Source organism: Peribacillus sp. QJM3NY_7 (genome assembly GCF_056173225.1).
The window spans coordinates 4372591-4385702 of the sequence record NZ_CM149663.1 but is presented as its reverse complement, the minus strand read 5'-3'; the positions used below and the strand labels follow the sequence as shown (position 1 = coordinate 4385702).

Annotated in this window: 16 protein-coding genes and 1 riboswitch; of the genes, 11 read left to right on the top strand and 5 right to left on the bottom strand. The window is 40.5% G+C overall.

The features are described from left to right. Window positions 1-39: 39 nt before the first annotated feature. Together AC0VX1_RS21030 and blaOXA are read right to left on the bottom strand one after the other, a co-directional pair. The gene (locus AC0VX1_RS21030) at window positions 40-774 is read right to left on the bottom strand and encodes a DUF1796 family putative cysteine peptidase (RefSeq protein WP_475468762.1); all 735 of its coding nucleotides are present in this window, start codon (window positions 772-774) and stop codon (window positions 40-42) included. Between the two features lie 184 nt (window positions 775-958). Next, a complete protein-coding gene (gene blaOXA / locus AC0VX1_RS21025; protein WP_475468760.1) occupies window positions 959-1750 on the bottom strand; it encodes a class D beta-lactamase in 792 nt (263 codons plus the stop codon). A gap of 199 nt (window positions 1751-1949) precedes the next feature. Here blaOXA and AC0VX1_RS21020 point away from each other — a divergent pair, with 199 nt between their 5' ends. From AC0VX1_RS21020 to AC0VX1_RS21005, 4 genes are all read left to right on the top strand, one after another. Further along, the gene (locus AC0VX1_RS21020; protein WP_475468758.1) at window positions 1950-2600 is read left to right on the top strand and encodes an alpha/beta hydrolase; all 651 of its coding nucleotides are present in this window, start codon (window positions 1950-1952) and stop codon (window positions 2598-2600) included. A gap of 87 nt (window positions 2601-2687) precedes the next feature. After that, entirely contained in the window at window positions 2688-3080 is a 393-nt protein-coding gene (locus AC0VX1_RS21015) for an iron chaperone (protein WP_328110703.1), read from the top strand. Between the two features lie 91 nt (window positions 3081-3171). Then, the gene (locus tag AC0VX1_RS21010; RefSeq protein WP_048687174.1) at window positions 3172-3663 is read left to right on the top strand and encodes a PTS sugar transporter subunit IIA; all 492 of its coding nucleotides are present in this window, start codon (window positions 3172-3174) and stop codon (window positions 3661-3663) included. Between the two features lie 108 nt (window positions 3664-3771). After that, window positions 3772-4188, top strand: coding sequence for a VOC family protein (locus tag AC0VX1_RS21005; protein WP_413009185.1), 417 nt, complete (start codon window positions 3772-3774; stop codon window positions 4186-4188). A 63-nt stretch (window positions 4189-4251) separates the two neighbouring features. Here AC0VX1_RS21005 and AC0VX1_RS21000 read toward each other — a convergent pair whose 3' ends face one another. Further along, complete coding sequence (locus AC0VX1_RS21000) at window positions 4252-4767, bottom strand: GNAT family N-acetyltransferase (protein ID WP_413009186.1); 516 nt, start codon at window positions 4765-4767, stop codon at window positions 4252-4254. A gap of 147 nt (window positions 4768-4914) precedes the next feature. Here AC0VX1_RS21000 and AC0VX1_RS20995 point away from each other — a divergent pair, with 147 nt between their 5' ends. Both AC0VX1_RS20995 and AC0VX1_RS20990 read left to right on the top strand, forming a co-directional pair. After that, the gene (locus tag AC0VX1_RS20995; RefSeq protein ID WP_475468755.1) at window positions 4915-5343 is read left to right on the top strand and encodes a hypothetical protein; all 429 of its coding nucleotides are present in this window, start codon (window positions 4915-4917) and stop codon (window positions 5341-5343) included. Window positions 5344-5491: 148 nt separating this feature from the next. Then, a riboswitch (ZMP/ZTP riboswitch) is annotated at window positions 5492-5570 on the top strand. A gap of 106 nt (window positions 5571-5676) precedes the next feature. Continuing rightward, window positions 5677-6876 carry a phosphoglycerate dehydrogenase gene (locus AC0VX1_RS20990; RefSeq protein WP_475468753.1) on the top strand — a complete coding sequence of 400 codons (1200 nt, stop codon included), beginning with the start codon at window positions 5677-5679 and terminating at the stop codon, window positions 6874-6876. Window positions 6877-7103: 227 nt separating this feature from the next. Here the strand turns inward: AC0VX1_RS20990 and AC0VX1_RS20985 are convergent, their stop codons facing one another. Next, window positions 7104-7280, bottom strand: a complete 177-nt coding sequence (locus AC0VX1_RS20985) for a hypothetical protein (protein ID WP_156500252.1) — start codon at window positions 7278-7280, stop codon at window positions 7104-7106. A 434-nt stretch (window positions 7281-7714) separates the two neighbouring features. Beyond that, a complete protein-coding gene (locus AC0VX1_RS20980) occupies window positions 7715-8191 on the bottom strand; it encodes a hypothetical protein (RefSeq protein WP_475468750.1) in 477 nt (158 codons plus the stop codon). A 345-nt stretch (window positions 8192-8536) separates the two neighbouring features. Between AC0VX1_RS20980 and AC0VX1_RS20975 the strand changes: the two genes are divergently transcribed. The 5 genes from AC0VX1_RS20975 to AC0VX1_RS20955 all read left to right on the top strand — a co-directional run bounded on the left by AC0VX1_RS20975 (window position 8537) and on the right by AC0VX1_RS20955 (window position 13094). Then, on the top strand, window positions 8537-9598 hold the full coding sequence (locus AC0VX1_RS20975; RefSeq protein WP_241635300.1) for a M4 family metallopeptidase: 1062 nt from the start codon (window positions 8537-8539) through the stop codon (window positions 9596-9598). Window positions 9599-9630: 32 nt separating this feature from the next. Next, a complete protein-coding gene (locus tag AC0VX1_RS20970; RefSeq protein WP_063575250.1) occupies window positions 9631-9942 on the top strand; it encodes a protealysin inhibitor emfourin in 312 nt (103 codons plus the stop codon). A gap of 314 nt (window positions 9943-10256) precedes the next feature. Beyond that, window positions 10257-11363, top strand: a complete 1107-nt coding sequence (locus AC0VX1_RS20965; RefSeq protein ID WP_145504433.1) for a DNA sulfur modification protein DndB — start codon at window positions 10257-10259, stop codon at window positions 11361-11363. Continuing rightward, entirely contained in the window at window positions 11350-12381 is a 1032-nt protein-coding gene (locus AC0VX1_RS20960) for a DNA sulfur modification protein DndB (RefSeq protein WP_369315338.1), read from the top strand. The genes AC0VX1_RS20965 and AC0VX1_RS20960 overlap by 14 nt, the downstream gene beginning before the upstream one ends. A gap of 155 nt (window positions 12382-12536) precedes the next feature. After that, window positions 12537-13094, top strand: a complete 558-nt coding sequence (locus AC0VX1_RS20955) for a competence protein ComK (RefSeq protein ID WP_034304100.1) — start codon at window positions 12537-12539, stop codon at window positions 13092-13094. The last annotated feature ends 18 nt before the right edge of the window (window positions 13095-13112 follow it).

Genomic DNA, 13112 nt, shown 5'->3' with positions numbered 1-13112 from the left:
AGAAGAAAAGGCATCTGCTTTTGGCGGATGCCTTTCTCTTCAACTTCTTTTATTTCTGCTGCAAGATTTCGGGTTATTGAAATCATTAACACATCGAGCTTGTTCGCTCAGGGATTTATCCTGACTATTTAATTGTATGCCACTAAAAACCTGATCCCAAATCGCCTCATCCCAAACTTGGTTAGGTACTTCTAAAACACAAACATTTTCTATGTTCCATGCTAAATCAGAAATACTTGTTGCATCATCCGAGGGGATTAGTATTAATACAGTAAATTCCTTTTCTTTTAACATGTCCTTCATTACTTGTTGAAACAAAGTGGCTTGCTCATATTTTGTTGACCATCTTACAAATAGGATTGAATCGCTATCTTTGATCGTTTCAATGAATCTTGCTATTCTTTTATCTAAGTTCTCTTTGAAATCAGGATATGTTTCAAACCATTCTTTATCAGGCAGGATGGGGAAATCGTGAACTGAAGTAACTTTATAATGGTTATCTCTTACAAAATAGGTATTTACAGCATTTATATCTATGTCATCGTCAAAATAAGTACCGGAACCATCTACTAAAGTCAAATTCTTCAATTCCATATATTCCTTGAACTGATTACTATATAGCCTGGCCACTTCTGCAAATGACTCGGTAAAGACCCAGTCAAGAGGCAAAGAAAATCTTCTTAAGCCAAGTCTTCTTAGGTTCAAAGCGGGAGTGCAAGCACTGCCGCAAGGAATGATTATATCATAAGATTTCTTGATTTCCGTTAATTTCACTATTAATCCCCCTTTCTATAACTATCCATACTATATTAGATGATAATTTTCTTTTTATTGATTGGACAAACCAAAAAAAGGCTTTATATCAGGCAATGCCAACATGATTATTTGAAGAAATAGGTTCAGCGATCTTTTTAGACAAAGCAAAACGCATGCCCTAATTAAGAGCATGCGTGAACGTTTATTCTTCTATGATATCCAACTCTTTCAGGGCTTCAAGCGTAATCGTTTTGGCTTTGCTTCCGCTGCCGTCCATGTTCGTTGCGAAGGCCCATTCCCCTTTGTCCGTTTCGATGTACCCCACATACCAGCCCAATCCCATATCAGAAAGGCGTGTACCGGTTTTTCCATGGAGGACATATGAGTCCGCTTCTTCATTGATCATGATTCTCTTTACGGTTTTCATATGCTGCTTATCGATAGGCAGCTTTTCCTCTACAAGCTTTTCCATGAATTGGACTTGTTCCCGGGCAGAAATCTTTATGCTGCTGTCCAGCCAGAAATGATCGATCCCGCCGGAGATATCACGATTGCCGTAATCGAGCAGGTTCACATACTGCTGCATGTTTTCCGCCCCGATATCGCGGGCCATTGCTTGATAATACCAAATCACGGAATGCCTCATGGCTGAAGCAAGCGTATGATCTCTGTTCCAATCTTCAAATTCCCTGATTACGCCATCCCAGCGCTTCACTTCATATTCATCGCTCACCGCTTTTGTCTGTAAACCGATTAATGCATTCGCCACTTTGAATGTCGATTCTGGTGTGTAGCGTACTTTACTTCTCTGTTTATTATAGATAAATACCTTATCATTTTTTAAGTTTTGGAGTACCATCGTGCCTTCCGCACCATCGAAGGAATCCCCGATATCCAGTTCTTTCACCTTTTGATCGTTAGCACTTGCATGAATCGTGCCCATGGAACCAGTGACTAGCAGGACAAGAATGAAACATAACATTTTGATTTTCATTACACACTCTCCTTTAAGGCATGGATTGATCGGTCATCAAATAATTTCCATAAAATAGGTTGATAGCTAAAGTATACCTATTCCTGATGAAAAACGAAACCTTATTCTTGGGTTCTATCTAGATAGTATCGATTAAGGAGGAATGCAGCGAGTAGCTAATGAATATATAAAGCAAACGATGGAATGGGAGGAATCTATCATGGAGGTTAACCAAAGAAAAATAAATAGTAATGAAAAAGAAATTACATACACACATATTGAAACCGGAAGTCCGGCCGTTTGTTTTATGTTTTCAGGTGCAGGGTACACGTATGAGAAGCCGCTATTCTATTATTCGACGATGATCATGCTTCAAAATCAGTATGATGTCGTGCATATTCATTACGCCTACGACCAGGATATATTCAAGCATCCATTGGTGGATATCACAAAAGTGATCGTTAATGATATCAATCCCGTCATTACGGAAGTGCTTCAAAATCATGAATATCAAGGAACTGTGTTTCTTGGCAAATCACTTGGCACCATCCCCATCATCAACGGAATCATGAAAAGTGAGCGGTTTACGAATGCCAAAATGATTTTGCTGACGCCGCTATTGAAGTTCGATTCGATTTTTGATGGGTTATTGAGCTGCAATCATTCAGCACATATAGTTATTGGTGAAAAAGATCATCATTTTATTCCAGATAAAATTCAAGCGATTGAAAATAAACCGAACATAAGCATGAATAAAATCCCTCATGCAAATCATTCCTTGGATATTGAACCTTTCGATACTTCAAGGACGATCATCGTGCTGGAAGGTGTAATGAATAGAATGGAAGAGTTTTTAAAAAATATAGGTTAGCGAAATACAAAAGGGATTCAATCAAGGGGTTAGCAGGTGAGGAATGTTATAATAAGAGTATTGCAGTTTGGAGTTCTGAAAGGAGAAATGATGGTGGGAACCAATACATTTCATTCAATTGATGAATATATCATACAATTTCCCGAGGAAGTTCAGGAGATATTAAAAACGTTAAGAAAAGTCATAAAGGATGCAGCACCGGATGCAGAAGAGAAGATAAGCTATCAAATGCCTACCTTTGTTTTATATGGAAATCTGGTACATTTCGCTGCCTATAAAAAACATATAGGATTCTATCCAACTCCAAGCGCGATCTCTGCGTTTGAATCTGCCTTATCTGAATATAAATGTTCAAAAGGGGCCATTCAGTTTCCACTGAACAAGCCAATTCCTTATGAATTAATAACCGAGATGGTTATATTTAGAGTGGAAGCGAACAAAAGGAAAAAAGCAGAAGGCAAATCTCAAAAGAAAAAATAATATCGATTATTATCAGAATTCACAAAATGCTTAATATATGAGAGTATGAGCTGCAAGGATTTAAGGACCGAAAGAGAAAGGTGGAAATAATATGTTCAAAAAATTATTCAGTAAAAAAGAAAGCGTGGAACAACTGCTTGCTCCTATAAACGGACAAGTAATAAAAATAGAAGATGTTCCGGATCCGGTGTTTTCCGGGAAAATGATGGGGGACGGAATAGCGATTCTTCCTGAGGAAGGGTTGGTCGTATCTCCAATCGATGCAGAAGTGATCCAGGTTTTTCATACTAAACATGCTCTAGGCCTCCGTACGAAGAATGGTATAGAATTGTTGATTCATATTGGATTGGAAACAGTTAACCTTAAAGGCGAGGGATTTGAAGTCCATGTCGCAGAAGGGCAAAGGGTGAAAGCAGGAGACAAGCTTGTGACATTTGATATCGATTTTCTAAAATCCAACGCTCCAAGCATCGTTACTCCGATCGTTGTCACGAATGGCGAGCTGGTTGAAAAACTGGAAAAAACAAATAATACCCAAGCAACTATTAACGATACGGAGATCATGAGTGTTTATCTGAAGTGAAAGAAAAATTCCATGATGATTTCTCCTTTTAGGCTGCAAGCAGGAAAATCGAAAATTGCAGCGAATAGTAGGTGAGTGAACAAATAAAATCAAGCGAGGGTGAATTGGATGGGAGTTCAAGCAGAAAAGATTTTTGTAAACTTGCCTGTTAAAGATTTGGATGCCTCAGTAGAATTTTTCACAAAGGTCGGTTTTGAGTTTAACGAGCAAATGACCAATGAAAATGCGACATGCATGGTTATAAGTGAGTCCATATATGTCATGTTGTTAGTGGAAGAATACTTTAAAACGTTTACCAAGAAGGAAATCCCTGATTCTGCTGCGAGTAAGGAAACCATCGTCGCCCTGTCCGTTAAAAGCAAGGAAGAAGTCGATGAGATCGTGAATAGGGCACTGGATGTTGGCGGAAAGCCTTTCAATGAAGCCATTGATCATGGTTTCATGTACGGTTGGAGTTTTCTGGATATCGACGGGCATTCTTGGGAAGTATTTTACATGGACGAAAGCGGATTTAATCAAGAATAAAAAGCAAGGCACAATCCTTCACGAAGGACTGTGCCTTTTTTAGCAATCTTAGCTGAATTTCATTCATAACAATACGGGGCTAATGTCTTTCCACTCATAAACCAATAGATTCAATTCAGCACCAGCTATTTTGATTTTTTCGGTTTTAAGCAATTCAGCACCAAATGCCTCATAGAAGTATCGAGATTTATTATCTTCAAGCACCTCTACGAAAATTGTCTTGAATCCCAGTTCTTCGAATTTAAAGAATAATTCTTTGATGAGTTTCTTACCTATTCCCATTCTTTGTGAATTTTCGAGGATATATATCGCAGTTAAATCGCCCGAATCCTCAATTTGATTCGTCTCCCTTTTCCCTCCGCATATAAATCCTACTATTTTTCCTTCGTTATTTTCTGCGACATAAACATGATTTCCATTACTAGTTATATTCTTTATCCATATGTCTTTTCTTTTCTCATAAGAAAGTTTATCTAAAAAATCACTCGGCATTATATCTTTATAAGTGGTCCGCCAGCAATCCACATGGACTTTCGCTATCCCTTCCGCATCAGCCAATGTCGCCTCTCTTATTAGCATAGTGGTTCCTCCTTTTTTAAGTTTGCTATACTTCTTATTTTTTACTACTATTATCCAATTAGCAACTAATTGGCCCAGGATATTCCAATAATTAACTTTGTGTGTTACTATTTCCTATAGTTTGCTTAATGTGGGAGAAGGAATGAGATGAAACAGATTTTCCGTAGTAAAATATTTTATTTAAAAAGCTTCTTGATTAGCTTGGGGGGTGTGCTGGTTTTTAATAATGACGAAGAACCGACTGAGAAATTAACTGACGATGAATTTTTTACAAATTTAGCGGATAGAAAAGTGACATATATAGAGGTGGAGCAGCGAAAAAGTGTGATTGAAATAAGCGGTCGGCTGGCAGGGTATGAAAAGGATCAATACTTTGTCGCGTCTGTCCCAAATAGTGAAACTTCGCTAGATAGAATGAATAATGCTGCAGAGGAACATGATATAGAAAAAATGGAGTTTACACCATACATAGAGGTAAGCGGATGGGTCACCCTGTTTACAACGACCGTTCCGTTCATGATCATTTCCTTCCTGTTTTTAGTCTTATTACTATTTAGAGTTATAATAAAAAGATAGTTTTCGACGATATATTCCCATTTTCGGAGATAAAACTGCAAGTTTCGTCGATATTTCTAGTGAGTTATTGCTTCTGCAAAAAAAGAGATAAACCTTTAAAATGGTATTGAAGATTGCTGAATAGTTTGATAGAATAAAATAAATGAAAAAGACTATGTGCAACTGGCGAAACACGGATAACCGTGAGGGAACACATAGTGTCGTAGCCGTTCGCCTGGGCAGAGGTAAGGGATTTTATCCCTTGCCTCTTTCTGTATATTAACAGATAGTAAAGGTTTAAAGTCAATATTTTGAAATTTCAAAAACATCATAATCAAAAGAGGAGCAAACAAAATGAGCACAATACTTTTAGAAAAAGTCAAAACGATCAAAGCGTTAAATAATATTGCCGAAAGCGGGCTGAATGTTTTCAATAAAGGCGATTTTAAAGTCGACAATGACAGTGAAAACCCTGATGCGATCGTTCTTCGCAGCTTTAATATGCATACTATGGAATTCGGCGATCAGTTAAAAGCAATCGCAAGGGCAGGGGCTGGAGTCAATAATATTCCGGTCGACAAATGCACTGATCAAGGAATTGTCGTTTTCAATACACCTGGGGCTAACGCAAACGCTGTAAAAGAAATGGTGCTGACGACATTGATGGCTTCATCTCGTAACCTTTTTGCCGGTGTAGCTTGGACAAAGACGCTTGAAGGTGAAGGGGAACAAATTCCGAAGCTTGTCGAAGCAGGAAAGAAACAATTCGTTGGTAAAGAAATCAAGGGAAAAACTCTTGGCGTAATCGGTTTAGGAGCAATCGGTGCACTTGTAGCGAATGACGCGCTTGATTTGGACATGGATGTCATTGGCTTTGACCCGTTCATCTCTGTTGATACAGCTTGGAACCTATCCCGCAATGTACAGCGCGCCATGACAATTGAAGAATTGTTTGCAGAATCTGATTATATTACAGTACACGTTCCGTTAACTGACGACACAAAAGGAATGTTTAACCAAGAAACATTCAGCATCATGAAGCCGGGCGTACATATCTTGAATTTCTCACGCGGTGAGCTAGTGAATGAAAATGATATGCAAGCTGCACTTGAAAGCGGAAAAGTAGGCAAGTTCATTACTGATTTCCCGAATGAAAACGTGTTGAAAATGAAAAATGTCGTTCCAATTCCGCATCTTGGTGCCTCTACGCTAGAATCAGAGGAAAACTGTGCCATCATGGCAGCTCGTCAGTTGAAGAACTTTTTAGAAACAGGGAACATCAAGAACTCTGTGAATTTCCCGAATACTTCCCTTCCTTTTACAGGAAACCGTCGTGTGGCAACTTTCCACGAAAACGTTCCGAACATGGTTGGGCAAATCACGCTGGCTGTATCAAGCTTTAATTTGAATATCGCTGACATGGTTAACAGAAGCCGTGGGGGATATGCATATACGATCATCGACATTGATGGTGAAGTAAACAGCGATATCATTCCTGCCTTGGAAGATCAAATCAAACAAATCGAAGGCATCGTTACAACTCGTATCATCTAATTGGAACCAAAATAAAGCTGATAAATAGTGAAAGCCTCAATTCCTTTAAGGAGTTGAGGCTTTTTTAGGCTTTATTAATGATTTTGTAATAAATATTGGGGTGGTCATGCTAAACTGGCTCACGTGTTAACAACCTAGGGATTACAACGGACTCAGCCTGCGGGCAGCTCGATACATTCAGTTGAAGTCCAAACATCTTCCACACGCATTGCTTAGCATCGAAATTCTCAAAATCCGTCATGCTTTCCTTCTGTGTTATCTTCATAATGTACAAAAAACATCAAGTAGATTGCGAATAGGAGATGCAAATAAAGTGGAACATCTTTATCATTTTGAATGACCACAAATATGTACATTCCATATAGCAAAATGGGAATGCTTAAAAGGATTCTGTGCTTAGTCACATGTCATCCCCCCATTTATCCTCCAATATCAATACATGAGCCACTTTAAAACCCTTTTCTTCTAGAAAATCTGCTAATTTCATAGCTTCATCCTCCTAATTAACTAAATATTCTGTCACTTCTATTAATACAATAGTATGAAGTACAGGGAAAATGCTGTCAATCTATATTCCATCTGTACTCATTTTAAGTTAACGGATCCATAAGTTATCAGCCAAAATAACCATCTCATATATAGGCAAAACGGTACCAAAACGGGGAAGCAATGCGTTCAACTGAACGCAGGGAAGCAACGTGCTGCGAACCTGAATCAATGGAATCACTTGTATGCCTCCTTGCCTACGTTCACTTCAGCGCATCTAAGTAAAAGAATCGCCCCTAATCCAGAGACGATTCCCTATCTTAAACACCCTTTCTACAAAAAAAGGATGACCCTATATTGTTCTTCCCAAAAAATGCTGATGAAGGAAATTCGATGTTAAAAAAGCTCCTACAGGAGGCAATTGCCCGGTATACGCATTACCGCTAACAGGAAATTGATTCTGAGCTATATCTGTAGTGGCAATCCACGATCCAGACTCACCTGCTTGCAGAGAGGGAGGCTTCATAAGAAAACGTCCTTGAAGAATGAAATGCCGAATTCTGCTCTGTTGATCATCAATTATGGTTAAGTTGCCAGAGAATGTGGCATAAGGTGAATCAAATGCGATTTGTTTGGTGTTTTCATTCCAAAATCCATTAATCGGAATGGGTCTGCCGCGAAAATTAACCGTACCAACCACCCTATTATCTATAATGGAATGAATGGAAAATGTGCCCCAAATAATCGTTCTGCCAGCTATTGAAGAGTGGATACCCCATACAGATGGGAATGGAAAGCTAACCGAAGCAGTTCCCTGTGAAGTTACCAATGCTATGCCCTACCTTAATGGTCGTTTATGTTCCGAGGAAGATTCCTTGTTTAAAGCAGTATATGCAGCATAAGCAGAATAATTTAATAAAGAAAGGTGAACTCTTACATCCTCTGCCTGATATTGCATGATGAGTTACCAGTTGCCGGAAAAAAGGATTGAACGGATCAGAGGAAGGAATGGAGGGAAATGAGGTAGTTGCGGCGAAAGTAGTCTATAGAAATGTGTTGAAGATAGGATGAGCAGCAAATGTGAATGGATCAGATAAACAGCTATTGAGCATGAAGAACGGTTTGAAAAACGAAATGATAATAGATCGTAAAAAAACATGAAGGAGTGAAGCATATGCATAAAAAAGGCTGTTCCAAATTGAAGTGTCAGTGTTTCATCGTACCTAACTATATCTTAGAGAACATGGCACAAAATGAAGTGGAAGAAGCACGGATCAGTTTAGCGAAAAGCCGTCAAATGCGCAGGCGCAGAATATTGAAAGAATACGATATTGACGGTGTTGTCGCACTGACGGATGCAGGATCTGAACGTCAAGGTGAATCTGCCCGTCATGTTTACGATTGCAAGGGAGGAACGAAACTCCGGGAGAATGAGGCTAGGAAAGAAGGAGACCGATCAAGTGCAGATCCCATTGTTAACGCTGCATATGATTATAGCGGAGTTGTGCGTGATTATTTCAAGGATGTTTTGCACCGTAATTCAATTGATAACCAAGGGCTTGATCTCATTCTGAACGTTCATTATGGCAATAAATTCACGAATGCTTATTGGGACGGAGATGAAATGGTATTTGGAGACGGTGATGGGGTCATCTTTAGCAATTTTGCCAATTCACTCGATGTAATTGGACATGAATTGACACATGGGGTTACGCAGTTCACAAGTGGATTGGAGTATGAAGGTCAGTCCGGGGCATTGAACGAACATCTTTCAGATGTGTTTGGAGTTGCCATAAAACAATTTCACTTAAAGCAAACTGCAGGAGATGCCGATTGGCTGATCGGTGCTGATATAATGGGACCGACACTGAAAGGGCAGGCACTCCGTTCGATGAAGGCACCAGGTACGGCATTTGACAATAAGTTAATGGGTAAGGATATTCAGCCTGATCATATGAAGAACTTCTATAAGGGAGAACGCGATAATCATGGTGTCCATATCAATAGCGGCATACCAAACAAGGCCTTTTACCTAGTATCGATGGAAATTGGAACGGACAAAGCGGCCTTGATTTGGTTCAATGCGATGCAGAATTTATTTGCGACGGCGAATTTCAATCAATTCGTGCAAATCGTCATCAAGGCAGCGCAAAAACTTGTTGATAGCGGCGATGTTACGAAAACAGCCATCAAGACAATTGAAAATGCTTTTAAAGCGGTTGGACTGCCTGAGTAGAAATATTCCATGAATAGGAGGTTTCATCTACCATGCATATCAAATTTAGCTGCATAGGGGGATTTGCCAACCTCGACTTGAATTTCGAAATAGATACGGACGAATTGCCGAAAGAGAAGTATGAGGAATTGCAGAACTTAATGAAACATGCTGACCTTCATAATGCTGCCCAAAGTAAAATGGTAAAAACGCAAGGGTTCGACTCGTTTTCGTACCAGCTGGATATAGCCGTTGAAAAGAAGAAGCAGTCTTTCTCATTCACAGACACAACAGCTCCAGAGGAAGTCCGGCCCTTATTGGATTATTTACGGAATTTAGCAATTGAAATAAAGCTAGCAGAATAACCACGTCAAAAAAGTCTATCATTCAGATAGACTTTTTTTGACGAGTCGTAAAACTTCACAAAAATGTCATTTCGTTTCACTTTTATCTGGATTTTGGCTGTTTGTTCTCAAAATGGACACAAAATAGCGATCCGCAGTAGCAAATTTGAAACGGAAATTAGATATTATAGCTCTTTGATGAGATTTTGTAAAGAGTTAGCCAATCAAACAGGTAAAGCAGTCACAAAAGGGAACTAATTTTGAAAGAGGTCATACAAGAGCGGTTTTACAAAAAAAGCATAAAATAGGATAATGGTCGCAGAGAGGTGAAGTGAATGACATATCAAGAAATGAAAGTGACGATAGCCGGAAACAGCCTTACCCAATTCGGGAAAAGAATATTAATCTCGCAGATTCAATTCTCGACATTGGAGGCGATATTCGAAGTCGATGAGGCGGTTCAAAGAAAGCTTGATCTCAATCGAAGGACTGAAATCAGGGAGTTCATCATCGATTCTGTATCGGAAGGGGACTTTTACTTTTCCCCATTCATCTTCTCGAGCAGGGGAGCGATCCAAGAAGTGCCCGTGGGCGGGGAACTGCCACCAGGAAGTAAAATATACATACTTGACGGGCAGCATAGGACCTATGCCCTCATTTCAGCCATCAGTCACCTAAGGGCACGGAAGGAAACGGAAGAAGAAATCGGAAACTTTCCCGAAGCGGCAAAGCTCCAAAACCAAATTGATAAGTTGAAAACCTATCCGGTCACGATTCAAATCTATTTAAATCTGGAAACGCATGAAGAAAGACAGCTATTCAATGATATTAATACGAAGCGAAAAGAGCCGCATAACGGCTTGGTGATGAAGTATGACCAGCGCGATGAATATGCAGAGCTAACACGGAACATTGCCAGGATATTAGAAAGTAAGATGGAGATAGAGGCCACCCTTTCGAGGATTACCGTGAGATGTACGGCGCTGACTACGCTGACGATTATGAGGCGCTGCCTTATTGCTTTATTTGAAGGAAACGTCACCGCGAAAACGGGTAAAGCCAATTATGGTGATATGACCAAAGCCGAAATCATCAACACCGCGACCGCGTTTTTCGAGTCATGGCTGGAAATCTTTCCGAAGAAGATGACAGACCGGACTACATTCACATCAGGGTATTCCGGCATTCAAATAGCCCTTGCCCAAACGATCCACCAACTCCGAAAACATCATGAAATCCCCTATGAAGAAGCAATAAATCATATGCTGCATTTGAAGAAAGCCTGTACTTGGAAGCATGATGATACCCTTTATTCACACATTTACGACCCCTTGAAAAAAAGAGTCAAAAACCATTCGACAACAAATGCCATCCAGAAAACGGCTCTCGCGTTCAAACGAAAAATAGAACAAGAAGGAGGATGGCTGCATGATTCTAGGTGAATTGGACCGGAAAAGAAGGACGATGGTTTCCTGCTCCATAATCGAGCTGGTCCATATGTATCGCAATGGTCAGATCGCCACGAGGGAAATCAACCAGCTGCGGGTCCGGTCGATCAAAAACTATCTTTTGGACAATGCGTTAACGAAAAATATCTACCTGCCGCCACTTGTTGCCAGCAGCAGGGAAGGAGCAGCCCCTAATGGAGATCCTATCGAACTTTCGATCATCGACGGAACACAACGAATAGCGGCTTTCGCGCAATTGGAGGACAGTATCCTTAAAGCGTTAAAGAAAGGTGAAGAAAAGGTGAAACTAGCATACGAACTGGATTCACTCATGAAGGACAGCTCGATTGCGATCCAAGTATTTGAAGGGCTAACAAGAGCGGAAGAATCCCAGCTCTACCTGGATCTCAATCTAAAAGGCAAGAAAGTGGCCCTTTCCAAACGGATATCATTCGACTCGCGAAACAACCTCAACGTCATTACCAATCAGGTGCTCCATACCCATCAATCGCTAAAAACAGCCGGTGTCGAACTTGAAAAGCGTTCCATCAATCGTCCAGCCAATAAAAACCTATTATCCCTATCGCAATTGAGGCAGGTCATCGGCATCTTCATGACTGGGAAGGCACACGTAAACATCGAAGAGAAAGTATCACAAAGTCCGCTTTCGAACAGTGAATACATCACACTCATCCATCTCTATCTTAATGAACTATTCGACATATACCCGGCAGGACAGATGGGTGATTACACAAAATGCATGCTTGCCAGTTACCCGCTTTTCATTGCCGTTGCCCTTTATGTCAATGACAAAATGGAAAACCAGCCAATCGAACAAAGACAACAGCTGATTGCCACGAGAATGTCAAAATTGAAAGAGGTGGACTGGAGCCCTGATAATCCCATTTGGAAAGAGTTTAATGGAACATACAAAGGGCGGCCGCCATTATTTCACCTAAGCAAAGATAAAAACAATATCGAAGAGCTAGTACGCTGGCTGTATAGCTGTTGAGGAGGTGAGGGGAAATGTGATAATGAAAAAGTGAAAAACCCCTAGGTGAGGACGTCCGGTCAGACAATCACCTAAGGGCTTGCGAGCAGGAGTATACCTGCCTCTATGTCCAGTATACTCCATAAAAAGGAATAGTGAAATGGGGAGTGAATGGAATGATGATACGAAAAAACTATTTATTGAATATGGAAACGGTAGGAATGATGGAGCGATACGACGCCAATGGTGTCGAGATGACTACGGTAGTGGAGGGAGACAGCACTTTCCATGTTAGGCAACCGCGCCAGGAAATCCTGAATAACACGTTAAACCACTTTGGATTGGATCTGGATGGCGGACTAGCAGCAGCCAAATCCGTACTGGGCGGTAAATACAGACTGCCCGTCTGCATAAACGCCCAACTGGGGATGGTCTGGTTCTCCTCCCGCTCATTCCGGAAAAGAGGAGGAGTCTGGTTCTCCTACATCCACATTCGTGACTTAGAGGAAATGAACGAAAAGGAAACACTGGTCCACACAAACTACGGCCATTGCTTACCAGTAAACTTAAGCAAAAATCAGCTCGCCTTCAAAAGGGATCAAGCAGCCTATCTGCATACGACCTTCCATGAACGCTCATTGGGTAAAAAGACCTTTTATTACGAACCGGGAAGCGGAATCACCTTTTGCAAAGAACCTGGGGAGGTCCATTACAGGGTGAAAGGAAAGGAATAATATAATCTATGGGACCGC

Coding starts and splice junctions, on each gene's coding strand:
- blaOXA (WP_475468760.1), bottom strand. CDS start 1,750: ATGAAAATCAAAATGTTATGTTTCATTCTTGTCCTGCTAGTCACTGGT.
- AC0VX1_RS21020 (WP_475468758.1), top strand. CDS start 1,950: ATGGAGGTTAACCAAAGAAAAATAAATAGTAATGAAAAAGAAATTACA.
- AC0VX1_RS21015 (WP_328110703.1), top strand. CDS start 2,688: ATGATGGTGGGAACCAATACATTTCATTCAATTGATGAATATATCATA.
- AC0VX1_RS21010 (WP_048687174.1), top strand. CDS start 3,172: ATGTTCAAAAAATTATTCAGTAAAAAAGAAAGCGTGGAACAACTGCTT.
- AC0VX1_RS21005 (WP_413009185.1), top strand. CDS start 3,772: ATGGGAGTTCAAGCAGAAAAGATTTTTGTAAACTTGCCTGTTAAAGAT.
- AC0VX1_RS21000 (WP_413009186.1), bottom strand. CDS start 4,767: ATGCTAATAAGAGAGGCGACATTGGCTGATGCGGAAGGGATAGCGAAA.
- AC0VX1_RS20995 (WP_475468755.1), top strand. CDS start 4,915: ATGAAACAGATTTTCCGTAGTAAAATATTTTATTTAAAAAGCTTCTTG.
- AC0VX1_RS20990 (WP_475468753.1), top strand. CDS start 5,677: ATGAGCACAATACTTTTAGAAAAAGTCAAAACGATCAAAGCGTTAAAT.
- AC0VX1_RS20975 (WP_241635300.1), top strand. CDS start 8,537: ATGCATAAAAAAGGCTGTTCCAAATTGAAGTGTCAGTGTTTCATCGTA.
- AC0VX1_RS20970 (WP_063575250.1), top strand. CDS start 9,631: ATGCATATCAAATTTAGCTGCATAGGGGGATTTGCCAACCTCGACTTG.
- AC0VX1_RS20965 (WP_145504433.1), top strand. CDS start 10,257: ATGACATATCAAGAAATGAAAGTGACGATAGCCGGAAACAGCCTTACC.
- AC0VX1_RS20960 (WP_369315338.1), top strand. CDS start 11,350: ATGATTCTAGGTGAATTGGACCGGAAAAGAAGGACGATGGTTTCCTGC.
- AC0VX1_RS20955 (WP_034304100.1), top strand. CDS start 12,537: ATGATGATACGAAAAAACTATTTATTGAATATGGAAACGGTAGGAATG.